The sequence below is a fragment of the Williamsia deligens genome, from assembly GCF_024171765.1.
GTDB lineage: Bacteria > Actinomycetota > Actinomycetes > Mycobacteriales > Mycobacteriaceae > Williamsia_A > Williamsia_A deligens.
In genome coordinates this window covers 123,987-149,489 of record NZ_JAMTCI010000003.1, presented here as the reverse complement: position 1 = coordinate 149,489, position 25,503 = coordinate 123,987, and the positions used below count along the sequence as shown (strand labels likewise).

The window sequence follows — 25,503 nt, the reverse complement described above, 5'->3', positions numbered from 1 at the left end:
GGGTCGGCGTCGGATCAGGGGACGACGGCGCCGATCTCGGCGGCGGCGTCGGCGCCGTAGGTCTCCTCGATGCGTGCGAGGGCGGTGTCGCGGTCCCAGCTCCAGTCCTGCGGGGCGACGGTCTCGAGGACCGACGTCGCGATCAACGCCCCGAGCTGGGCACCCCGCTCGAACGACAGGCCCTTCTGCTGCGCGAAGAGGAACCCGGCGCGGAAGCCGTCACCGACGCCGGTCGGGTCGACCTTCTCCTTCGCGGGGACGACGTCGACGTGGACGGTGGTGCCGTCCTTGCCGACGATGTCGGCGCCGTCGCCGCCCAGCGTCGTGACGCGGGTGGTGACCATGCCCGCCACCTCGTCGGCGGTGAGGCCGGTCTTCTTCTGCAGCAGACCCCACTCGTACTCGTTGGTGAAGAGGAACTCCGCCCCGTCGATCAGGCTGCGGATCTGATCACCGTCCAGCAGCGCCAGCTGCTGGGAGGGGTCCGCGGCGAAGGGGATCTCGAGGTCGCGGCAGGACTGGCTGTGCTGCACCATCGCGACCGGGTCGTCGGCGCCGATGAGCACGATCTCGGGGCGGCCGTACTCGTCGGCGAGGTCGGACAGCGAGATCTGGCGGGCGTCGGCCATCGCGCCGACGTAGAAGCTGGCGAGCTGCGCCATGTCGTCGTCGGTCGTGCACATGAAGCGCGCGGTGTGGGCGGTGCGCGAGGTGCGGACCCCGCTGCAGTCGACCCCGTTGGAGGTCAACCACTCGCGGTACTCGTCGAAATCACTGCCGACGGCGCCCACGAGCATGGGTGCCGCACCCAGCACACCGAGGCCGTAGGAGATGTTGCCGCCGACGCCGCCGCGCCGGACGACGAGATCCTCGACCAGGAAGCTCAGGGAGATGTGGTCGAGGTGTTCGGCGAGCAGCTGCTCGGAGAACTTGCCCTCGAACCGCATGAGATGGTCGGTCGCGATGGAGCCGCAGATGGCGATGGCCACGGTGGGTGAGCCCTTTCGTCGGGATCGGTCGAGGGCTCACGCTACTGCAACGGCCGTGGCCCCCACCGTCTCGGTGAGGGCCACGGCCGTCGGTCGCGATGACGCGGGTCGGCGACCCGCGATCAGCTCAGTTGAACGAGTCGCCGCAGGCGCAGCTGCCGGTCGCGTTCGGGTTGTCGATGGTGAAACCCTGCTTCTCGATGGTGTCGACGAAGTCGATGGACGCGCCCATGACGTAGGGCACGCTCATGCGGTCGACGGCGAGCTTCACGCCACCGAAGTCGGCGACGACGTCCCCGTCGAGGCTGCGGTCGTCGAAGAAGAGCTGGTAGCGCAGGCCCGCACATCCACCCGGCTGCACGGCGATGCGCAGGGCGAGGTCGTCACGACCCTCCTGGTCGAGCAGTGCCTTGGCCTTGCTCGCGGCCGCATCGGTCAGGATGACTCCCGTCGCGGGGGCGGTGGTCTCGGTGTCTGCGGTGACCTGGTTGTCGACGGTCATACGTTCTCCTCGTGTACTGACGGTCCGACGATCGCTCGTCGTGTCGACGTGCACGCGTGTCTTGCCGTGTCGCGCCGATCAGGTGCCTGAGGTGTCAACGGTACTCCTGCACGGGGTGTTCCCGTCCACCACGGGCGTCACCGAGTCGGGTGCCGCCAGGAGGCCGCGACACCGGCGGTGAGCTCGGTCACCAGCGGTCCGGCCTGCGCCATCGCGTGCTCCACCGACGTGGCGATGTCGACCACGGCGTGCGCGGCCACGATCCCCGCCTCGCGGAGCGCCGCGGCGTCGAGGCGGACCTGTCCGGCGACGACGATCGTCGGGACGTCGTGGAGCACGGCCATGCGGGCCACCGCGGCGGCCACCTTGCCGCGCAGCGTCTGTTCGTCCACCCGACCCTCGCCGGTGATGAGCAGATCCGCCCCGGCGACGAGGCCGTCGAGGCCGATCGCGTCGGCGACGACCTCCGCCCCCGACACCCGCCGTCCACCGAGCGCGAGCAGTCCGGCGCCCAGTCCCCCGGCGGCGCCGGCTCCCGCCTCGGCGGCCCAGGACCGTCCGGTGGCCGCGGACAGCGATCGGTCCCACGCGGCGAGGCGGTCGTCGAGCAGTCGGACGGTCGCCTCGTCGGCGCCCTTCTGCGGCCCGAAGACGACCGCCGCACCCGAGGCACCCAGCAACGGGCTCTCCACGTCGGAGGCGACGACGACCTCCACACCGGCCAAGCGTTCGCGGGCCGCCCGGACGAGGTCGGCGGGATCGGCGCCGGAGACGGCGGCAGGGTCCTCGTCGGCGGCAGGTGACGGGTGGCCCGCGAGCGCGGCGACCATCCCGGCTCCCCCGTCGGTGCTCGACGACCCGCCGAGGCCCACGACGATCCGACGGGCGCCGGACGCCAGGGCAGCCGCGACGAGCTCACCGACACCCCAGGTGGAGGCGGCCAGGGCCGTCCGCGGATCGGGGGTCCCGACGAGATGGAGGCCGCATGCGGCGGCGCACTCGATGTAGGCGGTCGCGGTCCCGTCGGCGTCGTCGAGGAGCCATCGGGCGTCGGTCGGGTCGCCCAGCGGTCCCCGCACCGTGGTCGTGACGGCGGTCCCGGCGCGCTCCGACAGGACGTCGACGAAGCCCGGACCCCCGTCCGACAGCGGCGCGCACACCACCTCGTCCGCAGGTCGCGCACGGGACCATCCCCGCGCGACGGCGTCCGCGGCCTGCACCGCGGTGAGTGTGTCGCCGAACGAATCGGGCGCGACGAGGACCCGCATGGGCGAAGTATAGGAACGCGCGCCCCACACCGCAGTCGCGGTCGAATACCCTGGCGGGCGTGAAGTTGCCCTGGAAGAACGACACCCCCGACAGCGCCGAGGCGAGTGCCTCCGCCGCGTCCCGCACGGCGGGCGACGACGGGTCCGCCGGCGGCGACGGCACCACCGCCACCGCGACCCGGACCACCCAGGGCAAGGGCCGTCCGACACCGAAACGCCGGGAGGCGGAGGCGCGCCGCCGCGGACCCGTGACCCCGGCACCGCTGACCCGCGCGGAGGCCCGGGCCCGTCGCAAGGAGCTGAAGGGTCCGAAGAAGAGCCGCGCCGAACGCAAGGTCGCCGGCGAGGACCGCAAGTCCGCTCGGCTCGAGCAGCGTCAGAAGATGATGGAGGGCGACGAGCGCTACCTGATGCCGCGGGACAAGGGCCCGGTGCGCAAGTACGTGCGTGACGTCGTCGACTCGCGGCGCAACTTCGCGGGACTGTTCATGCCGTTCGCGATCCTGCTCATCATCGTCATGTTCCTGCCGGCCATCGCCGTCTACGCGACCCTGCTGATGCTCGTCTTCGCCGTGTTCCTCGTCATCGACGGTGTGATCCTGGGCCGACTGGTCAACAAGCGTGTGCGCGAGCGGTTCCCGGATTCCACGGACGGCGGGTTCGCTCTCGGGTGGTACTCGTTCAGCCGGTCCATGCAGATGCGCTTCATGCGCGCACCCCGCCCGCAGGTGAAACCCGGCGACGCGGTCTGAGGACGTGCGCACGCTGATTCTGGGCGGGATCCGCTCGGGCAAGTCCGCGCTGGCCGAGGACCTCATCCGACGGTCGTCGGCCGGGGACACGCCCGGTGTCCGCTATGTCGCGACCGCGAGCCTCCCCCCGACCGGTGACCCGGATTTCGCCGCGCGGATCGCCGCGCACCGTGATCGCCGTCCCCCGACCTGGGCGGTCGTCGAGGACGACGACGTCGCGACCGTCCTGCGCGCTGACGCCGACGCCCCGACCCTGGTCGACGACCTCGGCAACTGGGTGTCCTCGCACCTCGATCGTCTCGGCGGCTGGGACGACGCGTCCGTCGATCTGACCGATCGCATCGCGGATCTCGCGGCCGCGGTCGCCGGGCATCGCGGGGACCTCGTCCTCGTCTCCCCCGAGGTGGGACTGTCGCTGGTCGCACCGGTGCCGTCGGGTCGACGGTTCCAGGACGAGCTGGGGCGGGTGAACACGGCGGTCGCCGCGGTGTGCGATCGCGTCCTGCTGGTCGTCGCGGGCAGGGTCGTCGAACTCGCAGGCACCGACAGCGACCACGCGGCGGCGCTCCCGTCGATCGCTCCCGCAGCGGTCGCGACGTCCGTGGCGCCGGCGGTCATCCCGGAGTCCGCGACGCCGGCCACACCCCCGCCGGCGGCACCTCCGTCGACCCCCACTCCGGTCGCACCGACGCGCCGGTCCGGGTCGCACCACGACGCCCCGGACGAGTTCGACGTCGTCGAGTCGCCCGACCCGGTCGTCGCCGAGGACGCCCGGGCCCGTCAGCGCACCCTGACCAAACCCGAGGGTTCCCTGGGTCGCCTCGAGGAGCTCTCGGTGTGGGCCGCGTCCTGCCAGGGCGTGTGCCCGCCCACACCGTTCGCCGACCCCGTCGTCGTGGTGTTCGCCGGCGACCACGGCGTGGCGCGCGGGGGCGTGTCGGCCTATCCGCCCGAGGTCACTGCGCAGATGGTCGCCAACATCCTCGGCGGTGGCGCCGCGGTGTCCGTGCTCGCCGACCGTGTCGGGGCACGCGTCCGTGTCGAGGACATCGCGGTCGACGCCGACACCGATGACGCGGTCAGTGCCCACAAGGTGCGGCGTGGAAGCGGCGACCTCCGGGTGGAGGACAGCCTGACCCCCGAACAGGTGCGCGCCGCGCTCGCCAACGGTCGTGCGATCGCCAACGACCTCGTCGACGCCGGGGCCGACCTGCTCGTCGCCGGCGATCTCGGCATCGGCAACACCACGCCCGCGGCCGTCCTCGTCGGGACGCTCACCGGTACCGAACCGGTGGTGGTGGTCGGACGCGGGACCGGCATCGACGACGATGGCTGGATCCGCAAGACCGCCGCCATCCGCGACGGGATGCGCCGTGCCAGGAAGGTGTCGCGCTCGCCGCTGGACCTGCTCGCCACGGTCGCCGGTGCGGACATCACCGCGATGGCCGGGTTCCTCGCCCAGGCCGCCGTGCGGCGCACCCCGGTCATCCTCGACGGGGTCGTGGTCACCGCGGCCGCGCTGGTCGCCGAGGATCTCGCTCCCGGCGCGTCGCGCTGGTGGCTGGCGGGTCACCGGTCGGCGGAGCCCGCCCACCAGATCGCGCTGCGACAGCTCGACCTCGACCCGGTGCTCGACTTCGGCATGCGCCTCGGCGAGGGCACCGGCGCGTTGACCGCGCTCCCGATCCTGCAGGCGGCGGTCACGACGCTCGCCTCGATGGCCACCTTCGCCGACGCGGGTGTCGCCACGCGCGACGAGACCGCCGCCGAGTCGGTCTGAGCGTGGCCGCCGACGAGCGGTCGCCCCGGTCCACCCCCGGACGCGGTGTGTGGCTGGCGTTCTCGTGGCTCACCGTCATCCCGCTCCCCCAGCCCCGGTTCACCGTCGACCGGTCTGCGGGTCGGGCGGCGATCGCCGCGGCGCCCGTCGTCGGCCTGGTCCTCGGTGCAGCTGTCGCAGCACTGTCCGCCGCGCTGGCGGCGAGTGCTCTGCCCGCCGTCGCGATCGGGGCCCTGTGCGTGGCCCTGCTGGCGCTGGTGACACGAGGGATGCACCTCGACGGCCTCGCCGACACCACCGACGGTCTGGGCAGCATGCGGCCTCCCGAGGACGCCCGTGCGGTGATGCGCTCCGGTCCCGTGGGCCCGTTCGGGGCCGCGTGTCTCGCGATCGTGCTGCTGGTGCAGGCGACGGTCGTCGGCGCTCTCGCGTCGGATCACCGGTGGGGGGCGATCGTCGTCGCGGTCGCACTGGGCCGGGTCGGGGTGGTCCTCGCCTGCCACCGGTCGCTACCGGCGTCGGACGGCGGCTTCGGCGCCCTCGTCGGTGCGACGCAACGGTTCTCGGCACCCACGTGGGCCGCGATCGCCCTCGTCGGATCTGTTCTCGCCGACACCGGGCAGTGGTGGCGCGGTCCGGTCGTGTCGGCTGTCGTCCTGGCCGGGGTGCTCCTGTGGACCCGTCACTGCGCGCGACGTCTCGGCGGTGTCAGCGGCGACGTCCTGGGCTCGGCGGTCGAACTCACGACGACGGCGGCCCTGGTCGGCTTCGCGCTCTGAGCCGAGCGCGGCACCGGACGGGGTGGTCTCAGGCGCCGTACAGCGGCGTCATCCAGCCGTGGGTGTCGGCGAAGGTGCCGCGTTGGATGCCGGTGAGGGTGTCGCGGAGGGCCGTCGTGACCTGCCCCGGTTCGCCGCTGCCGATCGTGTAGTCGTCGGAGTCGCCGACGACCCGTCCGACCGGGGTGATCACGGCCGCTGTACCGCACGCGAACACCTCGGTGATGTCACCGGAGGCGACGCCCTTGCGCAGCTCCTCGACGGACACCTTGCGCTCCTCCACGGCGATGCCGGCGTCGACCGACAACGCGAGCAGCGAGTCACGGGTGACACCGGGGAGCAGCGACCCGGTCAGCTCGGGGGTCACCAAACGCGCGTCGGCGCCGGACCCGAACACGAAGAAGAGGTTCATCCCACCCATCTCCTCGATGAACCGGCGCTCGATCGCGTCGAGCCAGACCACCTGCTCGCATCCGTGTTCGGCGGCCTGCGCCTGCGCGAGGAGCGACGCTGCGTAGTTGCCGCCGGTCTTCGCGTCCCCGATGCCGCCGGGTGCGGCGCGCACGTACTCCGAGGAGAGCCACACGCTGACCGGCTTCACGCCACCCGGGAAGTACGCACCGGCAGGCGAGGCGATGACGACGTAGAGGTAGGTGTTCGACGGACGGACGCCCAGCGCCGGGTCCGTCGCGAACATGAACGGTCGCAGGTAGAGGGAGTCCTCACCGCCGGCGGCGGGGACCCACTCGTGGTCGACCTCGAGCAGGGCGCGCAGGGAGCCGAGGAAGTCCTCCTCGGGCAGCTCCGGCATGGCCAGGCGCCGGGCGGAGGAGTTCAACCGGCGCGCGTTGGCGTCGGGCCGGAACGACGCGATCGTGCCGTTCGGCTGGCGATAGGCCTTGAGGCCCTCGAAGATCTCCTGCGCGTAGTGCAGCACCATCGCCGACGGGTCCAGCGCGATGGGACCGTAGGGCTGCACGCGCGGCGAATGCCACCCGCGGTCCCGGTCGTAATCGACGAGCACCATGTGGTCGGTGAAGTGGTTGCCGAATCCGGGCGCCTGCAGGATCTCCGACCGCCGTGACTCCGAGACCGGATCTGTGTTCTCGGTCCGGGCGAACTGCATGGTCATGGGGCGATCGTAGACCCCGGCGCTCAGGGCTCGACCGACCCCACGCGGCACGCGGCGCAGGGCACGGTCGTCGTCGGAGTCGGGGTCAGCTGGTGCGCAACGCCACGAACGGTGGTGCCACGACCTCGCATTCGAGGCCGCGCCCCCGCACGTCGACGACGACGGTGTCCCCGTCGGCGATGCCGGCAGCGCTGTCGATCAACGCCAGCGCGATGCCCTGCTTCAGGGTGGGCGAGAACGTGCCCGACGTGCAGACACCGATGTCCTCGCCCGCGGCCGTCGTGACGCGGCAGTCGGCGCGCGGGACACCGCGCCCGGTCGCGGTCAACCCCCACAGCCGGCGGCGCGGACCCGCCTCCTTCTCGGCGAGCAACGCGTCGCGGCCGAAGAACTCCGGCTTCTTCCAGCCGACCGCCCACCCGCAGCGGGCCTGGACCGGACTGATGTCGAGCGACAACTCGTGTCCGTGCAGCGGATACCCCATCTCGGTCCGCAACGTGTCGCGGGCGCCGAGTCCGGCGGGCAGGCCACCGGCCTCGGTGACCGCCGCGAGCACCGCCTCGAAGACGGCGGCGGTGTCGTCCCATGCGGGCAGGAGCTCGTAGCCGTGCTCCCCGGTGTAACCGGTGCGGCAGACGCGGACGCGCCGTGTGGCGCCGCCCATGTCGACGTCGGCGTCGGCGAAGGACATGTACCCCATCTCGGTCGGGAGCCCGACCTGGGTGAGGACCTCCGCCGACCGCGGGCCCTGGACGGCGAGGACGCCGTACTCGCGGTGGCGGTCGACCACCTCGATGCCCTCGGGCGCCGCCGCCGCGAGGGCCGCGACGACCGCGGCGGTGTTGGCGGCGTTGGGCACCAGGAAGATGTCGTCGTCGGAGACGCGGTACGCGATCAGGTCGTCGATGACCCCGCCGGAGGCGTCGGTGCACAGCGTGTACTGCGCGCGCCCCGCCTCGATCCGGTCGAGATCGTTGGTGAGACACCGGTTCACGAACGCCGCGGCGCCCGGCCCGGTGACCGACGCCTTGCCCAGGTGGCTGACGTCGAACAGGCCCACCGACTCGCGGACGGCGGTGTGCTCGGCGACGGTGCCCGAGTACGACACCGGCATCGACCACCCGCCGAACTCGGCGAACGTCGCACCGAGAGCGGTGTGGACGTCGGTGATCGGACCCGGGATCGGTGCATCGGCCATGCCCGTCAACCTATCGGGTGACCCGCGGTGATGCCTCGCGGCGCGACACCACCGGTGCCGGCGCGCCCGTAGGCTGGGCGATCGCAACCGACCTCTGATCGAAAGGTGCACCGTGACGACATCTTCCCGCCGACTCGGCCCCGACCTCGCCGTCGTCGACACGGTGACCGAGACCGATGTCCTCGTCGTCGGCCTCCACGCCGCGGCGGGCGGTGACGGCGATCCCACCGTCGCCGGGACGGGACTGTCGCAGGATGTCGCGACGGCGATCGGCACGGCGGCCGCGGCCGTCGGTGCGACGGGGTCCGTCAACCAGGTCCACCGGATCCCCGCCCCCGCGGGCGTCGCCGCCACCAGCGTCGTCACCGTCGGACTCGGGGGCCCGGCCACCGATCCCGCCGGCGACGTGATCCGTCAGGCCGCCGGCACCGCGGCCCGGACGCTGGAGGGCGTCGGACGCGCGGTGACCACGCTGTCGACGCTGGATCTCGCGGCCGCCGCCGAGGGCTTCTTCCTCGGCGCCTACCGGTTCGAGGAGTTCCGGTCGGACAAGACGCGGTCGACGAGCGAGCCGCTCGGGTCGGTGGAGCTGGTCGTCGCCGACGGCGCGATCGACCCCGACGCCACCCTGACCCACGCGCGCCACGTCGCACAGGCCGTCGCGACCGCGCGCGACTTCGTGAACACCCCGCCGAGCCACCTCTTCCCCGAGGAGTTCGCCGATCGCGCCGCGGCCCTGGGGCGCGACGCCGGCCTCGAGGTGGAGATCCTCGACGACGAGGCGCTCGTCGCTGGCGGGTACGGCGGGATCGTCGGCGTGGGCAAGGGGTCCTCGCGACTTCCCCGCCTGGTGCGGCTGATCCACCGCAGCGGCGCGGCCGACGCGAAGACGGTCGCGCTGGTGGGGAAGGGCATCACGTTCGACACCGGCGGCATCTCCATCAAGCCCGCGGCCGGGATGGAGAACATGACGTCGGACATGGGTGGCGCGGCGGCCGTGGTCGCGACCGTGGTGCTCGCAGCCCGCCTCGGTGTCGGTGTCGACGTGATCGCCACCGTCCCGATGGCCGAGAACATGCCGTCGTCGACGGCGCAGCGGCCCGGGGACGTGCTCACCCAGTACGGCGGGACCACGGTCGAGGTCATCAACACCGACGCCGAGGGACGCCTGGTCCTCGCCGACGCCATGGTCCGGGCCGCGGAGGACTCCCCCGACTACCTGATCGACACCGCGACGCTGACCGGCGCGCAGATGGTCGCGCTCGGCACCCGCACCCCCGGGGTGATGGGCACCGACGGGTTCCGCGACCGCGTCGCCGCGATCTCCCGTCGGGTGGGCGAGAACGGATGGGCGATGCCCTTCCCCGAGGAACTGCGCGCCGACCTCAAGTCGCGCGTCGCGGATCTCGCCAACGTCACCAACCACCGGTGGGGCGGGATGCTCGCGGCGGGGATCTTCCTGCGCGAGTTCGTCGGCGAGGGCATCGAGTGGGCCCACATCGACGTCGCCGGACCGGCGTTCAACACCGGCGGGCCGTGGGGGCACACCCCCAAGGGCGGGACCGGCGTCCCGGTCCGCACGATGATCGCCGTCATCGAGGACATCGCCGCGCTGGGCTGACCCCGGGACACTCCCGCGACATCGCCGTCGGCGGCGTGTCCCGTACGGGTAGGGTTTCGACGAGGGCGCGGCCGCACCATGTCACGCCCACACCGAACGCACGTGCCGCCTCACCCGTGGTGGCCGAGAACGACGATCGCACACCGGATCTCGAGTCGAGGAGTCGACACACATGGCCTTCTCCGTCCAGATGCCCGCCCTCGGCGAGAGCGTCACCGAGGGAACTGTCACCCGCTGGTTGAAGCAGGAGGGGGACACGGTCACCGAGGACGAGCCGCTGCTCGAGGTGTCGACCGACAAGGTCGACACCGAGATCCCCGCACCGGCATCGGGCGTGCTGACGAAGATCATCGCCCAGGAGGACGACGTCGTCGAGGTCGGTGGCGACCTCGCCGAGATCGGCGAGGAGGGTGAGGCACCCTCCGGCGGCGACGACTCCGGCAGCGATGACGCCGAGTCCGACACCGACGACTCGGACGCCGCCGACGACTCCGACGACGAGGCCGGCGGAACCGCCCCCGAGGACGAGTCCGGGGACTCCCCCGCCGATGAGCCCGAGCCGTCCGACGAGTCCGATCAGCCCGCGAAGAAGCCGACCGCAGGCACCGACTCCGGTGGCGGCGACAACACCGACGTCACGATGCCCGAGCTGGGCGAGTCGGTCACCGAGGGCACCGTGACCAACTGGCTCAAGTCCGTCGGCGACGAGGTCGCCGTCGACGAGCCGCTGCTCGAGGTCTCCACCGACAAGGTCGACACCGAGATCCCCTCGCCGGTCGCGGGCACCCTGCTCGAGATCGTCGCCGAGGAGGACGACGTCGTCGAGGTCGGCGGCAAGCTCGCCGTCATCGGATCCGGGAGCCCCTCGTCGGGCGGTGACTCTTCGGGCGGCGACTCGTCCGGGAGTGACTCGGATGAGGGTTCCGACGACGACGCGACGCCGAGCTCCGACGACGCCGGGGCCGATTCGGCCGACGCCGACACCGACTCCGGCAGCTCCGACGCGGGCAAGGAATCGGTGGCGTCCGAGTCGGACACCTCGCCGCAGCCCGAGCCCGACGCCCCGAAGCAGGAGTCGGCACCCGAGAAGAAGTCCGCACCGAAGCAGGAGTCCGCCCCGGCGAAGGAGTCCTCGTCCGGCGGTGACTCGTCGAAGTCGCAGCCCGACACGCTGTCGTCCACCCCGTATGTCACCCCCCTGGTCCGCAAGCTGGCCCAGGAGAACAACGTGGACCTCGAGTCGGTGACGGGCACCGGCGTCGGCGGTCGCATCCGCAAGCAGGACGTCCTCGCCGCCGCCGAGGAGGCGAAGAAGCCCGCCGAGCAGCCCGCGCCGGCAGCGAGCGAGTCGTCGGCACCCGCGCCGTCCACGCCCAGCAAGCCCTCGGCACCCAAGGGTGTCCGTCCGGAGCTGGCCGAGCTGCGCGGGACGACGCAGAAGGTCAACCGCATCCGCCTCATCACGGCGAAGAAGACCCGCGAGTCGCTGCAGACCAGCGCACAGCTCACGCAGGTCTTCGAGGTCGACCTGACCCGTGTCGTCGCACTGCGGACCGCGGCGAAGGCGTCGTTCAAGTCCGCCGAGGGCGTGAACCTGACCTACCTGCCGATCATCGCCAAGGCCACGGTGGAGGCGCTCAAGGCGCACCCGAACGTGAACGCCAGCATCGACGAGGACGCCAAGGAGATCACCTACCACGGGTCGGTGAACCTCGGCATCGCCGTCGACACCGAGCAGGGCCTGCTGTCGCCGGTCATCCACAACGCCGACGACCTGTCGATCGCCGGGCTCGCCCGGGCCATCGCCGACATCGCATCGCGGGCACGGGAGAACAAGCTCAAGCCCGACGAGTTGGCCGGTGGCACGTTCACCATCACCAACATCGGCAGCCAGGGCGCGCTGTTCGACACCCCGATCCTGGTCCCGCCGCAGGCGGCGATGCTGGGCACCGGTGCGATCGTCAAGCGGCCCACGGTGATCACGGCCGAGGACGGTTCGGAGTCGATCGCCGTGCGGTCGATGTCGTTCCTGCCCCTCACCTACGACCACCGACTCGTCGACGGCGCGGACGCCGGCCGGTTCCTGACCACGGTCAAGCACCGGCTCGAGGAAGCGGCGTTCGGGGCCGAGCTGGGCCTCTAGCCGCCGTGCGCGTGGTGGTCGCCGGGTCTTCCGGTCTCATCGGCACGGCACTGGTGGAATCGCTGCGGTCAGGCGGGCACGACGTGTCCCGCCTGGTCCGTCGCGAACCCCGCTCCGCCGACGAGATCGGATGGGCACCGGAGACGTTCGGCCTCACCGACGACGCCCTGACCGGTGTCGACGCCGTGGTCAACCTCTGCGGCGTCGGCATCGCGAGTCGTCCGTGGTCGGGACAGTTCAAGCAGGAGTTGCGCGACAGTCGCATCATCCCGACGCAGGTCCTCGCCGACGCGATCGTCGAGCACGGGGTGCCGACGTTCATCAGCGCGAGCGCGACGGGGTTCTACGGCTTCACCGGCGACGACGAGCGGACCGAGCAGAGCCCACGCGGCAGCGGATTCCTCGCGGACCTGTCGGCCGACTGGGAACGCACGGCCGCCCTCGCGACGACGGCGCGGGTCGCCCACCTGCGCACGGCTCCGGTGTTCTCGCGTTCCGGCGGACTGCTCGGCCCGTTGCGTCCGCTCTTCAAGGCGGGCCTCGGCGCGCGGCTCGGGAGCGGCGAGCAGTGGTTCCCCTGGATCACCCTGACCGACCACGTGCGCGCTGTCCGCCACGTGCTCGAGGGCGACATCGCGGGCCCCGTGAACATCACCGCCCCGCAACCGGTCACCAACGCGGAGTTCACGGCCGCGTTCGGGCGCGCGGTGCATCGCCCGGCTTTCTTCCGGGCACCGCGAACCGTCCTCCGGGTCGCCGGTGGTGAACTGGCGCTCGAGATGCTGCTCGGTGGTCAGCGTGCCGTGCCGACGGTCCTGACCGAGTCCGGTTTCACCTTCACCCACAGCACCGTCGACGAGGGGCTGCGCTGGGCGAACGGATCGGACTCGTGACCGGGGCACGCCGCAGCGGGTCGCCGATGGAGGTCCGCGCGCTGGGCACCGTCGACTACACCGAGGCGTTCGACGAGCAACACCTGCTGGCCGCGGCCCGCGCCGACGGCACCCTGGACCACGACGTGCTGCTGCTGCTGGAACACCCGCCGGTGTACACGGCCGGCAAGCGGACCGAGCCCGGCGACCGCCCGACGGACGGCACCCCCGTCGTCGAGGTCGACCGGGGCGGCAAGATCACCTGGCACGGTCCGGGGCAGCTGGTGGGCTACCCGATCGTCGCGCTCGCCGAGCCGCTGGACGTCGTCGACTACGTGCGGCGTGTCGAGTCCGCGATGATCGCGGTCTGCGCCGACCTGGGTGTCGAGGCGGGCCGGGTGGAGGGCCGCAGTGGCGCCTGGGTCGCCGCCGACCCGGCCACCGGACGCCCGGACCGCAAGATCGCGGCCATCGGCATCCGCGTCGCACGCGGGGTCGCGCTGCACGGCTTCGCCCTGAACTGCGACTCCGATCTCGGCGCCTACTCGTCGATCGTCCCGTGTGGGATCCCCGACGCCGGCGTGACCTCGCTGAGCGCCGAGACCGGTCGACGCGTCACCGTCGACGAGGTCCGCGATCGCGTCGCGGACGCCCTGGCCGTGGCGCTCGACGGTCCGCGACCGCAGACCGGGCCGGAAGCCCGGCCGCGCGTAGCATCGTCACAGTGACCGTGCACTCCGAGGACACCGCGACCACCGATCCACGCAGCACAGAGAGCGCCGCCCCCGGCGGGCGGAAACTGCTGCGCCTGGAGGTCCGCAACGCCGAGACCCCCATCGAACGCAAACCGGAGTGGATCCGCACCCGGGCGAAGATGGGCCCGGAGTTCACCGAGCTGAAGAAGCTGGTGAAGCGCGAGGGCCTGCACACGGTGTGCGAGGAGGCCGGGTGCCCCAACATCTACGAGTGCTGGGAGGACCGCGAGGCCACCTTCCTCATCGGTGGTGAGCAGTGCACCCGTCGCTGCGACTTCTGCCAGATCGACACCGGCAAGCCCGACGAGCTGGACCGTGACGAGCCGCGCCGTGTCGCCGAGAGCGTCCAGGCCATGGGCCTGCGCTACTCCACCATCACCGGCGTCGCCCGCGACGACCTGCCCGACGGTGGCGCCTGGCTCTACGCCGAGACCGTCCGACAGATCCACGCGCTGAACCCCGGCACCGGGGTGGAGAACCTCATCCCCGACTTCTCCGGTCACGCCGACCAGCTCGCCGAGGTCTTCGAGTCACGACCGGAGGTGTTGGCGCACAACGTCGAGACGGTGCCGCGCATCTTCAAGCGCATCCGCCCGGCGTTCCGCTACGACCGCTCGCTCGACGTGATCACCGCCGCCCGCGACTTCGGTCTGGTCACCAAGTCCAACCTGATCCTCGGCATGGGCGAGACCCCCGACGAGGTGCGCGAGGCGCTGGCCGACCTGCACGACGCCGGGTGCGACATCATCACGATCACGCAGTACCTGCGCCCCTCGGCCCGCCACCACCCCGTCGACCGGTGGGTGAAGCCCGAGGAGTTCGTCGAGCACTCGCAGGCGGCCGAGGAACTCGGGTTCGCCGGTGTCATGGCCGGGCCGTTGGTGCGGTCGTCGTACCGCGCCGGCCGGCTCTACGCGCAGGCGATGCGCCGCCACGGGCGGGAACTCCCCGCCGCGATGACGCATCTCGCCGACGAGTCCGGGGCGGCCCAGGAGGCCACCTCCGTGCTCGCGCGTCTCGGGCGCTGACCCGGGCCGGGTCCTTCCCCGGGTACGCATGCCGACGGCTGGTCGGGTGCAGTCGACAGGTCACCTATCCTGGTAACCATGGCGAAGGCAGATCCGTCGAAAGAGGCGAAGGCGGCGGCCAAGTCCGCTCGCAAGCAGGCGTCGCGGGATCGCCGCAAGCAGCTCTGGCAGGCGTTCCAGATGCAGCGCAAGGACGACAAGCTGCTGCTGCCCTTGATGATCGGTTCGCTCCTGCTGAGCACGGCCGTGTTCGTCGTCATCGGGCTGATCGTCGGACTGCTGTGGTTCCTGCTGCCCCTGGGCATCGTGCTGGGTGTGCTGATCGCCTTCATCATCTTCGGCCGTCGCGTGCAGAGCAGCGTCTTCCGCAAAGCCGAGGGGCAGGCGGGCGCCGCGGGATGGGCACTGGACAACATGCGGGGTCGCTGGCGGGTGAAGCAGGCCGTGACCGGTACAGCTCACCTCGACGCCGTGCACCGCGTCATCGGCAAGCCGGGCGTCATCCTCGTCGGTGAGGGTTCACCGACACGGGTCCGCCAGCTGCTCGCGCAGGAGAAGAAGAAGATCTCGCGCGTCGTCGGCGACACCCCGATCTACGACGTCGTCGTCGGCAACGACGACGACCAGGTCCCCCTCAAGCGGCTCGAGCGACACCTGAACAAGCTGCCGAACAACATCGACGGCAAGCGGATCGACGCCCTCGAAGGTCGGCTGGCCGCCCTCGGCGGTCGTCAGGCCGGACCCGGCGTCCCCAAGGGACCGATGCCCGCGGGCGCCAAGATGCGCAACGTCGCACGCACCGCCCGTCGCCGCGAGGGCTGAGGCCGCCACCTCCCTGTCGGCAAGGGTCAGCGGGTGCGCACCAGCGCCGTACCGGTCGCACGGTCATGCAGACCACGTCCGTCCGGGTCGTTGAGCAGCGGCGGGACGATGAAGACGATCAGCAGCTGACGGAAGAACGCGCGGACGATGCCGACGCGACCCGCGCCGTCAACCCGGACCACCCGCATCCCGACCACGAACTGGCCGGGGGTGAACGAGAACAGCGTGACGGTGAGCAGTCCGACGACGGCCCAGATGCCGAGCACGACGGTCGACAGCGACTGCGACAGGAACCCGACGAACAGCAGCGAGACGCCGTAACACATCACCCAGTCGACGAAGAGCGCGAGCACACGCGGCCAGGACGACGCCAGCGACCCCGGCCCGGACTCGGGGAACCCGAGCTTCTCGCCCCGCCAGGCGCCGGTGTCTGCGGCGGAATCCATGCCCGCCTGCGGTCCGGACAGCCAGGAACCGAGAGGTCTGCTCATACCTCGATGATAGGGAACGCGCAGGGAGAAGTGGCCGGACGCTAGTGTGAGGGCCGCATCATCCCGTCTGTAGTGAAGGAGACACCGACAGGTGTACAGCTCAAAGGAAGAACTCCTCGAGGGCATCAAGTCCGAGGGAGTCGAGTACGTCGACATCCGGTTCTGTGATCTCCCGGGTGTCACCCAGCACTTCTCGATTCCCGCGTCCGCCTTCGACGAGAGCGTGTTCGAGGACGGCCTCGCGTTCGACGGCTCGTCCGTCCGCGGTTTCCAGTCGATCGACGAGTCGGACATGATGCTCCTGCCCGACCCGGCGACCGCCCGGATCGACCCGTTCCGCCGGGCCAAGACGATGAACGTCAGCTTCTTCGTCCACGACCCGTTCACCCGCGAGGCCTACAGCCGCGACCCCCGCAACGTCGCCCGCAAGGCCCAGGACTACCTCGCCTCCACCGGTGTCGCCGACACCGCGTTCTTCGGGGCCGAGGCCGAGTTCTACATCTTCGACGGCGTGTCCTTCGCCTCCGAGATCAACGGCACGTTCTACGAGATCGAGTCGGAGTCGGGCTGGTGGAACACCGGCTCCCCGACCGACCCCGACGGCAGCCCCAACCTGGGCTACAAGGTCCGCCCCAAGGGCGGGTACTTCCCCGTCGCCCCGTACGACCACTACGTGGACCTGCGCGACGACATCGCGACCAACCTGCAGAACGCCGGTTTCACCCTGGAGCGCGGCCACCACGAGGTGGGCACCGCGGGCCAGGCGGAGATCAACTACAAGTTCAACACGCTGCTGCACGCCGCCGACGACGTCCAGCTCTTCAAGTACATCGTGAAGAACACCGCGTGGCAGGCCGGCAAGTCCGTCACCTTCATGCCGAAGCCGCTCTTCGGTGACAACGGGTCGGGCATGCACACCCACCAGTCGCTGTGGAAGGACGGCACGCCGCTCTTCCACGACGAGGCCGGCTACGCGGGCCTGTCGGACCTGGCGCGCTACTACATCGGCGGCATCCTGCACCACGCGCCGTCGCTGCTCGCGTTCACCAACCCGACGATCAACTCCTACAAGCGTCTGGTCCCCGGATACGAGGCCCCGATCAACCTGGTCTACAGCCAGCGCAACCGGTCTGCCGCCGTGCGTATCCCCATCACTGGCAACAACCCGAAGGCCAAGCGCCTCGAGTTCCGCGCCCCGGACGCCTCGGGCAACCCGTACCTCTCGTTCGCCGCGCAGATGCTCGCCGGACTCGACGGCATCAAGAACAAGATCGAGCCGCACGAGCCCGTCGACAAGGACCTCTACGAGCTCCCGCCGGAGGAGGCCCGCGGCATCCCGCAGGCCCCCACCTCGCTGGGTGCCGTGATCGACCGCCTCGAAGAGGACCACGAGTACCTCACCGTCGGCGGCGTGTTCACCGAGGACCTCATCGAGACCTGGATCGCGCTCAAGCGCGAGGGCGAGATCCTGCCGACGCAGATCCGTCCGCACCCGTACGAGTTCTCGCTGTACTACGACTGCTGAGTCGCCTCCGGCGACGGACTGCTGAGTCGCAGACCGGAACACAGAATCCACCCGCTCGCACATCGCGAGCGGGTGGATTCGTCTGTGCGGGCCCCGTCCGTCGTCCTGGCACCGCGCACGCCGAGACCCCCGATCCAGACCAGGGGGGGCGGTGTGGATCGGGGGCTTGCTCGACGCGCATGCGTGTGCGTATGCGTGCCGCAAGCGACGTCGTACACCGGTGCCAGGGGGGTGGGTTGTCCGGCCCGCGCCACGTGCGCCGCTGACAGTACGGCACGCACGCTCATTTCGTAAGAGCAAAGACCTCGGGAACGTTGTGCGCGAGAACGACACGCCATATAGTAAACGCGCATACTTTCTATGGAGGCAGCCATGTGGACGACCACTCATCAGGCCACGACATCCGCACCGATCGACGCCGTGTGGGCAGCCCTGGAGGCGCTGCACCACGGGGAACCGCTCGGCCCCGCGTCAGATCACTTCGAACTGCACGGGCCGTTTGCGGTGGGCACCACGGTCACCGTCACCCCTCAGGGCCAGGATCCGCTCGACTCGGTCATCGTCGACCTCGAGCCCGGGCGGCACTACGCCGACCAGACCGTCTTCGGGGATCTGACCCTCACGTTCCGGCACGTGCTCACCCCCACCGACGACGGCGGCACCCACGTCCGGCACACCCTCGTCGTCGAGGGCCCGGGATCCGACGAGATCGGTCCCGAGCTGGGGCCGCAGATCGCGGGTGACTTCCCGGTGACGATGGACGAGTTGTTCGCGGCAGCGGCGCGACGGGCCGCGACCGCAGACGCGACCGGATGACAGGCCTGCGCACCCGGCACCGATCGGCCGACGACAGTCCGGGCCTCGCGCTGTGGCGGACGACCAACGCGTGGCAGCGCGAGATCCGTGCGGCGCTGACCCCCCACGATCTGACCCACGTCCAGTACGTGCTGCTGGCCTCGGTGACGTGGATGGACCGATCGGAACCGGTGACCCAGCGCGACCTCGCGGCGCACACCGGTGCGGACGTGATGATGACGTCCCAGGTGGTGCGCACGCTGGAGCGCAAAGGCCTGGTGACCCGGGACAGTCATCCGCGGGACCGGCGCGCCGTGGTCGTCGCGCCGACCGCCGAGGGTGCGGAGCTCGCCGGCCGGGCGACGGTCGACGTCGAGGCCGTCGACGACGCCTTCTTCGCGTCCCTCTCTTCGGACCGTCGGACGGCGTTCGTCGCCGCGCTCCGCGACCTGGCGGGTCGACCGGTCTGACACCGGCCGCAGAGACCTGGGATGATCGGTGCCCATGGCCGTCATCAACGCGAGGTTCCGCGGAAAACGCCGCGACGGACCGCAGTTGCCGCCCGGGCAGTACCTGACCACCGATTTCCCGGTCCTGCAGATCGGCACCACACCCCGGGTCCTCACCGACCGCTGGTCGCTGTCGGTCACGACACCCGACGGGCAGGGTCACCGCTGGACGTGGCGGGAGTTCCTCGACCTCCCGCAGAGCGAGTTCACCGTCGACATCCACTGCGTCACCCGGTGGTCGAAGCTCGCGACGACCTGGAAGGGTGTCACCGTCGACACGCTCCTCGACGCCGCGGGCGCGACCGGCGTCGGGACGCACGTGATGGCGCACAGCTCCGACGGGTACACCACCAACATGCCGATGGCGGATCTCGTCGGCGGACAGGCGATGGTGGCGCACACATTCGACGGGAAGCCGCTCGCACCCGAGCACGGCGGCCCGGCACGTCTCGTCGTGCCACACCTGTACTTCTGGAAGAGCGCCAAGTGGGTCAGCGAACTGCACCTGCTGGACGGCGACGAACCCGGGTTCTGGGAGCGCAACGGCTATCACATGTACGGCGACCCCTGGCTCGAGCAGCGCTATGGCTGACCGGGTGACCCGATGACAACCTGGCGGGTGGCGACGGTCGTCGGCGCAGTGACGGAGAGCCCCACGGCGCGGTCGATCTGGTTGCACGTGCCCGGCCTCCCGGTTCCCCGGGCAGGCCAGCACATCGATATCCGGCTCACCGCACCCGACGGCTACTCGACGTCACGGTCCTACTCCCTTTCCGACGTCCGCGAAGGCGAGACCGTCGCCGTGAGCGTCGAGGAACTCGACGCTCACGGCGACGTGTCCCCGTTCCTCGTGCGCGACCTGGAGATCGGTGAGCAGGTCGAGGTGGCCGGACCCGTCGGCATGCAGTTCGTGTGGCCACCCACCGACAGCGACGCGAGCCGGCCTGTCCAGCTGATCGCGGGCGGGTCGGGCATCGCGCCGCTGATGTCGATGGTGCGACTGCGGGAGGCCGCCCACCCCGCGACGCCCATGCGCCTGCTGTACGCGACGCGCTCCCCCGAGCACGCCTTCTACCGGGACGAGTTCGCGCTCCTCGACCGCACCGGTCGCCTCTCGGTCGACTGGTTCTACAGCCGCTCCGCTCCGCCCGGGGCACCCCGTGAGCCCGGCCGCATCACCCGGGACGAGTTCTTCACCGCCATCCTCCCCCGGGAGCGCGAACCGCTGTTCTACCTGTGCGGCGGGAACGCCTACGTCGAGATGCTCGGTGACTGGCTGCTCGAGGCCGGGTATCCCATCGGGGACATCCGGATCGAGCGCTTTCTCGTCACCTGAGGCCGCCGGGCGATACGGTTTCCTCACGGATGGCCGAGGAAAGGGCGCACATCGTGGGGTTCGAGCACGCAGCGGAGAAGGCCGACGAGGCTGCCGGTCTCGCGAGCATCGCGAAGACGCACCTCGAGGAGGACCGGGGACACAAGCTGCTGGCCGAGGCGGTCGAGACCCTGTCGCACGCGAACGCCGAACTCGCTCGAGCGCAACAGGACTGAGCTCCCGTCAGCCGCCGGGTCGGTCGACGTGGACCGTCGCGAGCAGTGCGCGATGGTCGGACCCGGGAAGTCGCAGCGCCACCACACCGCTTGCTCGGACACCGCGGAGCAGGACGTGGTCGATGCCGATGAGCGGCGGGATCCACCGGCGGTGGGCCGGATAGGTCGGCAGCGGTCCCGATCGTGACGACGCGCCCGCGTCGAGGAGGTCGTCGGCGAGCAGATCCCGGAACGCCGCGTGGTCGTGTGCGGCGTTGAGGTCGCCTCCCACGACGACGGGGCCGGCGCACCGGTCGATCGCGGCGCGGACGGAAGCGAGCTCGGACAGCCACAGTCGCGGCTCGTAGGGGTAGGGCGGCATGGGGTGCACCGACAGCACCGTGACCTCCCCGCCCCCGGGCAGGTGCATCTGAGCCTGCACCGCGGCGAGCGTGAAACCGGGTAGTTCGCGAGCGCCCCGGAGTGGACGGCGGGACCAGAGCCCCGTACCCGCGCCCTCGGGCGCCGCCGCCACATGGCGGTACGGGAGCTGCTCGTCGAGGCCCGCCCGCGTCAGGGCATCCCGACACTCCGGCGTGAGCTCCTGTACGCACAGCAGGTCCACGTCGTGTGCGAGGACCGCGTCGACGACAGCCTGCGGGTCGGCCCGTCCGAGCCAGAGGTTGGCCTGCAGGACACGCAGTCCCCCGGCCTCGGACCCACCTCGCCGCCACCGCGGGATCAGGGCACGACGATCGGCGACGGCGACCGCTGTCACCGCCGTCGCCGCGGCGAGTGCGAGAGGTCGTCGTCGTACCCCCGCGACCGCGACCGCCGCGGGGGCGCCGAGCACCATCCACGACGCGAAACTCTGTGCGGCGATGGGCAACTGGGCGGTGCCGCGATATCGACGCAGCGCGGTCGCCGCGACCGAGACGCCGAGCGCCGCGACGACGACCCCGTCGCACACAGCGGCACGCGCCGCCCGCGCACCGGTCACCCGACGGTCAGTCTCGCGACGAGTGCACGGTGATCGGAGCGGGCCACGTCGGCGGTGTGGACGTCGGTCGCGGTGAACCCGCGGGCGAGCACATGATCGATCCCGATGAGCGGGCCGTACCACTCGTCCCGCGGGTAGGTCGGCAGCCACCCGGCACCCGCGGTCTCGGTCGCGTCGGTGTAGCCCTCCCTCAGCAGATCGCGGAACTGACGGTGGTCCCAGGTGGCGTTGAAGTCGCCGCCGACGAGGACCCGGGCACCCCGCTGTGCCCGCAGTTCGGCACGCGTCATCCCCATCTCCCGCACCCAGCGCGAGGAGTCGTACGGGTAGGGCGGGATCGGGTGCATCGCGTAGACGACGGTGTCGCCGACACCGGGGATCTCGACGGTGGCGCGCAACGAGTTCAACGCGTAACCGTCGAGCAGTGCGGTGTCCCGCAGCGGGTATCGGCTGAGGATCGCCGTGCCGACGCCGCCCGTGCCCGCGACGACGTAACGGAACGGCAGCAGCGATCGCAGCGCGGAGGTCTCGATGCGGGCGGCCGCGTCGGGCGTCACCTCGTTCATCGTCAGCACCGCGGCGTCGTTGTCGGCCACGATCCGACCGACCGCGTCGAGGTCTCCCGCGCCCAGCTTGATGTTGCTCTGCACCAGCGTGATCCGCTGTCCCGACGGCGCGGTGTGCGCGACCCACAGTGGGACCTGCGTCCACACCCCGGCCGCGACCACCACGACACCGATGCCCGCGAGGATCCAGCGCCGCGCGAGCAGCGCCACGACGAGTGCCACCGCCGCACCGGCCACGGCGATCGGTACACCCGCCGTCAGAGCGGTCGAGACGCGTCCGCGCCCGGGATACCAGTGCAGCCAGATCGCCGTGATGCCGCCGACGAGCAGCACCGTGGACACCACCACGGCGAGAGCGCGCAGAACCGACGGCCAACGGCGACGGGGCACCGACGACCGGGACCGCCTCACCCGCCGAACACCTTCAGCACGACCGCTTTCGCGCGCCGCGTGACCCGCAGGTAGTTGTCGAGGAACTCGGCAGCCTGGTCCTCCGGCCACCCGGCCGCGTACGCCACGGCCCGCAGCTGTTGCCCGCGGGCGGGCAACTGGTCGATCGCCTTGCCGCGCACGAGGACTATCGCGTTGCGTGCTGCCGTCGCCGTGAGCCACGCCTCCTTGAGCAGGGTCACGTCGGTCTCGCTGAGCAGCTCCGCCGAGCCGATGGCGTCGAGCGTCTGCAGCGTGGACGTGTTGTGCAGCGACGGCAACCGGTGCCCATGACGCAGTTGCAAGAGCTGCACGGTCCACTCGATGTCAGCCAGACCGCCGCGGCCCAGCTTGGTGTGGGTGTGCGGGTCGGCGCCGCGCGGCAGCCGCTCGGCGTCGATGCGGGCCTTGATACGCCGGATCTCGCGCACCGCGTCGGGCGACACCCCGCCCTCGGGGTAGCGGGTCTGATCGGCCATGTGCAGGAACGCGGTTCCCAGGGCGGCATCACCGGCCACCGGGTGCGCACGTAGCAGCGCCTGGATCTCCCACGCCTGCGCCCACTGTCGGTAATACGCCGAGTAGGCGCCGAGCGTGCGCACAACGGGGCCGTTGCGGCCCTCGGGACGCAGCCCGGTGTCGATCTCCAGCGGTGGGTCCGCGCTCGGCGTGTTCAGGAGGGTCCGGACGCGTTCGGCGATCGTGTTGGACCACCGCACCGCCTGCGACTCGTCGACGCCGGCGACCGGACTGCAGACGAACAGGACGTCGGCGTCGGAGCTGTAACCCAGTTCGCCACCGCCGAGGCGGCCCATCCCGATGACCGCGATGCGGGCGGGTGCGGCCTCGCCGTCCTTGAGGGAGTCGGCGATGACCACCTGTAGGGAGGCGTTCAGCACGGCGCCCCACACGCTGGACAGGGCCTCGCACACAGCCGGTACGTCGAGCATGCCCAGGATGTCGGCCGAGGCGATGCGCACGAGCTCCGCGCGCCGCAGCGACCGGGCGACGGCGATCGCGCGCTTGGGATCCTTCTGGCGGCGGGCCGACGCGACGAGACCGTTGGCGACGTCACCCCGATCGACCTCGACGAGCTTGGGTCCGGTGGCGGAGTCGGCGTAGAGCCGGATGACCTCCGGCGAGCGGATCACCAGGTCCGAGATGTACGCCGACGCACCGAGCACCCGCATGAGCCGTTCGGCGACGACGCCGTCGTCGCGGAGCAGCCGCAGGAACCAGTCCTGGTCGGCGAGTTCGTCGCACAGGCGTCGGTAGTTGAGGAGTCCGGCGTCGGGGTCGGGGGTGTTGCTGATCCACTCGAGCAGCGTGGGCAGCAACAGTTCCTGGATACGTCCGCGGCGTCCGCGCATGCCGGTCAGCGCGCGTAGGTGGCTCAGTGCGTGCTCGGGCTTCGCGTAGCCCAGCGCGGCGAGGCGACGGGTGGCCGCGTCGTCGGAGAGGCGGAGCCCGTCGATGTCGAGCTTGCTGACCGACTCGAGGAGTGGGCGGTAGAACAGTTTCTCGTGCAGCCGACGCACCCGCTGGGACTGCCGCCGGATCTCCGCACGCAACGACTCCGCCGCGTCGAGATCGCCCTCGGGGCGGATGTGGGCCGATCGCGCGAGGAACCGCAGGGCCTCGGTGTCGTCGAACTCCGGGAGCAGGTGGGTGCGTTTGAGTTTCGTCAGCTGCAGCCGGTGCTCGAGCAGTCGCAGGAACTCGTACGACGCGGTCAGGTTCGCGGCGTCGTCGCGTCCGACGTAGCCACCGGCGTTCAACGCGGCGAGCGCGTCCACCGTCGACGCGACCCGCAGCGACTCGTCGGTTCGGCCGTGGACGAGCTGCAGCAGCTGCACGGCGAACTCGACGTCCCGGATGCTGCCCCGGCCGAGTTTGAGCTCCCGCGTGCGCAGTTCGGCGGGGACGTTGCTCTCCACGCGTCGGCGCATCGCCTGGACCTCGCTGACGAAGTCCTCGCGCTCGCATGCCTCCCACACCATCGGCGCCACCGCGTGGAGGTACTCCCACCCCAGGCTCATGTCCCCGGTCATGGGCCGCGCCTTCAGCAGGGCCTGGAACTCCCAGGTCTTGGCCCACCGCTGGTAGTAGGCCAGATGCGAGGCCAGGGTGCGGGTGAGCGCGCCGGCCTTGCCCTCCGGGCGCAGCGCTGCGTCGACCTCGAAGAAGGCCAACGACCCGACCCGCATCAACTCCCCCGCGATGCGGGCCGAGGTCGTGTCCGCGGGTTCGCTGACGAACACGATGTCCACGTCGCTGACGTAGTTCAGCTCGCGCGCACCGCATTTGCCCATCGCGATGACGGCCAGACGCACCGGCACGTCGTTCTCGCCGCACACCTCGGCGATGGCCACGGCGAGCGCGGCGGTCAGCGCGGCGTCGGCGAGATCGGCCAGGTAGCGACCCACCTCGGGGAACCACACGACGGGCTCGTCCTCGACCGCGGGGGCGACGTCGCGGGCCGCCATCTGCAGCAGCAGATCCCGGTAGGCGAGCCGCAGGGCGACCACGGCCTTCGGGCCGGTCAGCCGGGCGCGGAACACGTGGTCGTCGTCGCCGATGTGTTCGCCGGTCGCCCGCACGGCGTCGACGGCGGCGAGCATCGTCTCCTCCATCTGCGCGGCGGTCGGGAGGTCGGCCGCATCGAGCAGATGCCACGTGGCGGGTTCGGCGACGAGGTGGTCGCCGAGCGCCTCCGACGCACCGAGGACCGCGAACAACCGACCCCGCAGCGTCGACCGCTCCCGCAGCCCGGCCTCGAGGTCCGCCCAGTCCGGTACGGCCGCCCGCAGGCGCGTCAGGGCGCGCAACGCCAAGTCGGGGTCGGGGGCGCGCGACAACGACCACAGCACGGCGAGGTCGGCCTGGGTGGTCCAGCCGAGCTCGTCGAGCGAGGCGGCGGCCGTCTCGTCGAGCAGACCGAGACGCGCCGGACCCGGCACCACCGCCCGCGACGGGAGAGAACTCACGCCACAGACGGTAGCGGCAGTGTCCGATCG

The 25,503-nt window shown here is 71.3% G+C and carries 24 protein-coding genes; 15 read left to right on the top strand and 9 right to left on the bottom strand.

Features of this window, described 5'->3' with window-relative positions; translation table 11 throughout:
• Positions 1–14 precede the first annotated feature (14 nt).
• The 3 genes from LX14_RS17920 to LX14_RS17910 all read right to left on the bottom strand — a co-directional run bounded on the left by LX14_RS17920 (position 15) and on the right by LX14_RS17910 (position 2,759).
• On the bottom strand, positions 15–989 hold the full coding sequence (locus tag LX14_RS17920; protein WP_253648734.1) for a carbohydrate kinase family protein: 975 nt from the start codon (positions 987–989) through the stop codon (positions 15–17).
• Positions 990–1,116: 127 nt separating this feature from the next.
• Positions 1,117–1,491, bottom strand: a complete 375-nt coding sequence (locus LX14_RS17915) for a HesB/IscA family protein (RefSeq protein WP_253648733.1) — start codon at positions 1,489–1,491, stop codon at positions 1,117–1,119.
• Positions 1,492–1,628: 137 nt separating this feature from the next.
• Positions 1,629–2,759: a glycerate kinase family protein gene (locus tag LX14_RS17910; RefSeq protein ID WP_253648732.1), complete on the bottom strand. Its 1,131-nt coding sequence runs from the start codon at positions 2,757–2,759 to the stop codon at positions 1,629–1,631.
• Between the two features lie 59 nt (positions 2,760–2,818).
• Between LX14_RS17910 and LX14_RS17905 the strand changes: the two genes are divergently transcribed.
• The 3 genes from LX14_RS17905 to LX14_RS17895 are packed head-to-tail and all read left to right on the top strand — an operon-like array spanning position 2,819 to position 6,070.
• Positions 2,819–3,511, top strand: a complete 693-nt coding sequence (locus LX14_RS17905; protein ID WP_253648731.1) for a DUF3043 domain-containing protein — start codon at positions 2,819–2,821, stop codon at positions 3,509–3,511.
• A gap of 4 nt (positions 3,512–3,515) precedes the next feature.
• Positions 3,516–5,291 carry a nicotinate-nucleotide--dimethylbenzimidazole phosphoribosyltransferase gene (cobT, locus tag LX14_RS17900; RefSeq protein WP_253648730.1) on the top strand — a complete coding sequence of 592 codons (1,776 nt, stop codon included), beginning with the start codon at positions 3,516–3,518 and terminating at the stop codon, positions 5,289–5,291.
• A gap of 2 nt (positions 5,292–5,293) precedes the next feature.
• A complete protein-coding gene (locus LX14_RS17895) occupies positions 5,294–6,070 on the top strand; it encodes an adenosylcobinamide-GDP ribazoletransferase (RefSeq protein ID WP_253648729.1) in 777 nt (258 codons plus the stop codon).
• Between the two features lie 28 nt (positions 6,071–6,098).
• Here the strand turns inward: LX14_RS17895 and LX14_RS17890 are convergent, their stop codons facing one another.
• Together LX14_RS17890 and gcvT are read right to left on the bottom strand one after the other, a co-directional pair.
• Positions 6,099–7,202: a branched-chain amino acid aminotransferase gene (locus LX14_RS17890; protein ID WP_253648728.1), complete on the bottom strand. Its 1,104-nt coding sequence runs from the start codon at positions 7,200–7,202 to the stop codon at positions 6,099–6,101.
• 85 nt (positions 7,203–7,287) lie between these two features.
• Complete coding sequence (gene gcvT, locus LX14_RS17885; protein ID WP_253648727.1) at positions 7,288–8,400, bottom strand: glycine cleavage system aminomethyltransferase GcvT; 1,113 nt, start codon at positions 8,398–8,400, stop codon at positions 7,288–7,290.
• A 112-nt stretch (positions 8,401–8,512) separates the two neighbouring features.
• Here gcvT and LX14_RS17880 point away from each other — a divergent pair, with 112 nt between their 5' ends.
• The 6 genes from LX14_RS17880 (at position 8,513) to LX14_RS17855 (ending at position 15,641) form a co-directional block, all read left to right on the top strand.
• Complete coding sequence (locus LX14_RS17880) at positions 8,513–10,021, top strand: leucyl aminopeptidase (protein WP_253648726.1); 1,509 nt, start codon at positions 8,513–8,515, stop codon at positions 10,019–10,021.
• A gap of 172 nt (positions 10,022–10,193) precedes the next feature.
• A complete protein-coding gene (sucB, locus tag LX14_RS17875; protein WP_253648725.1) occupies positions 10,194–12,164 on the top strand; it encodes a 2-oxoglutarate dehydrogenase, E2 component, dihydrolipoamide succinyltransferase in 1,971 nt (656 codons plus the stop codon).
• A gap of 5 nt (positions 12,165–12,169) precedes the next feature.
• Entirely contained in the window at positions 12,170–13,057 is an 888-nt protein-coding gene (locus LX14_RS17870; protein ID WP_253648724.1) for a TIGR01777 family oxidoreductase, read from the top strand.
• Positions 13,058–13,083: 26 nt separating this feature from the next.
• Positions 13,084–13,764, top strand: coding sequence for a lipoyl(octanoyl) transferase LipB (gene lipB, locus LX14_RS17865; protein WP_372505455.1), 681 nt, complete (start codon positions 13,084–13,086; stop codon positions 13,762–13,764).
• Positions 13,761–14,819, top strand: coding sequence for a lipoyl synthase (lipA, locus tag LX14_RS17860; protein ID WP_372505437.1), 1,059 nt, complete (start codon positions 13,761–13,763; stop codon positions 14,817–14,819). The genes lipB and lipA overlap by 4 nt, the downstream gene beginning before the upstream one ends.
• A gap of 78 nt (positions 14,820–14,897) precedes the next feature.
• Positions 14,898–15,641 carry a DUF4191 domain-containing protein gene (locus tag LX14_RS17855; RefSeq protein ID WP_253648722.1) on the top strand — a complete coding sequence of 248 codons (744 nt, stop codon included), beginning with the start codon at positions 14,898–14,900 and terminating at the stop codon, positions 15,639–15,641.
• Between the two features lie 26 nt (positions 15,642–15,667).
• Here LX14_RS17855 and LX14_RS17850 read toward each other — a convergent pair whose 3' ends face one another.
• Positions 15,668–16,132, bottom strand: coding sequence for an RDD family protein (locus LX14_RS17850; protein WP_253648721.1), 465 nt, complete (start codon positions 16,130–16,132; stop codon positions 15,668–15,670).
• Positions 16,133–16,223: 91 nt separating this feature from the next.
• Here LX14_RS17850 and glnA point away from each other — a divergent pair, with 91 nt between their 5' ends.
• From glnA to LX14_RS17820, 6 genes are all read left to right on the top strand, one after another.
• Positions 16,224–17,657 carry a type I glutamate--ammonia ligase gene (glnA, locus tag LX14_RS17845; RefSeq protein ID WP_253648720.1) on the top strand — a complete coding sequence of 478 codons (1,434 nt, stop codon included), beginning with the start codon at positions 16,224–16,226 and terminating at the stop codon, positions 17,655–17,657.
• Positions 17,658–18,029: 372 nt separating this feature from the next.
• A complete protein-coding gene (locus tag LX14_RS17840; RefSeq protein ID WP_253648719.1) occupies positions 18,030–18,473 on the top strand; it encodes an SRPBCC family protein in 444 nt (147 codons plus the stop codon).
• Entirely contained in the window at positions 18,470–18,922 is a 453-nt protein-coding gene (locus LX14_RS17835) for a MarR family winged helix-turn-helix transcriptional regulator (RefSeq protein ID WP_253648718.1), read from the top strand. The genes LX14_RS17840 and LX14_RS17835 overlap by 4 nt, the downstream gene beginning before the upstream one ends.
• Before the next feature lie 34 nt (positions 18,923–18,956).
• Complete coding sequence (locus LX14_RS17830) at positions 18,957–19,553, top strand: sulfite oxidase-like oxidoreductase (protein ID WP_253648717.1); 597 nt, start codon at positions 18,957–18,959, stop codon at positions 19,551–19,553.
• A 12-nt stretch (positions 19,554–19,565) separates the two neighbouring features.
• A complete protein-coding gene (locus LX14_RS17825) occupies positions 19,566–20,297 on the top strand; it encodes an FAD-binding oxidoreductase (protein WP_253648716.1) in 732 nt (243 codons plus the stop codon).
• A 29-nt stretch (positions 20,298–20,326) separates the two neighbouring features.
• Positions 20,327–20,512, top strand: coding sequence for a hypothetical protein (locus LX14_RS17820; RefSeq protein ID WP_253648715.1), 186 nt, complete (start codon positions 20,327–20,329; stop codon positions 20,510–20,512).
• A gap of 7 nt (positions 20,513–20,519) precedes the next feature.
• Here LX14_RS17820 and LX14_RS17815 read toward each other — a convergent pair whose 3' ends face one another.
• The 3 genes from LX14_RS17815 to LX14_RS17805 are packed head-to-tail and all read right to left on the bottom strand — an operon-like array spanning position 20,520 to position 25,473.
• Positions 20,520–21,491 carry an endonuclease/exonuclease/phosphatase family protein gene (locus LX14_RS17815; protein WP_253648714.1) on the bottom strand — a complete coding sequence of 324 codons (972 nt, stop codon included), beginning with the start codon at positions 21,489–21,491 and terminating at the stop codon, positions 20,520–20,522.
• Complete coding sequence (locus tag LX14_RS21020) at positions 21,488–22,468, bottom strand: endonuclease/exonuclease/phosphatase family protein (RefSeq protein ID WP_253648713.1); 981 nt, start codon at positions 22,466–22,468, stop codon at positions 21,488–21,490. The genes LX14_RS17815 and LX14_RS21020 overlap by 4 nt, the downstream gene beginning before the upstream one ends.
• Complete coding sequence (locus LX14_RS17805) at positions 22,465–25,473, bottom strand: bifunctional [glutamine synthetase] adenylyltransferase/[glutamine synthetase]-adenylyl-L-tyrosine phosphorylase (RefSeq protein ID WP_253648712.1); 3,009 nt, start codon at positions 25,471–25,473, stop codon at positions 22,465–22,467. Before LX14_RS17805 ends, LX14_RS21020 begins: the two co-directional genes overlap by 4 nt.
• Positions 25,474–25,503: the final 30 nt, after the last annotated feature.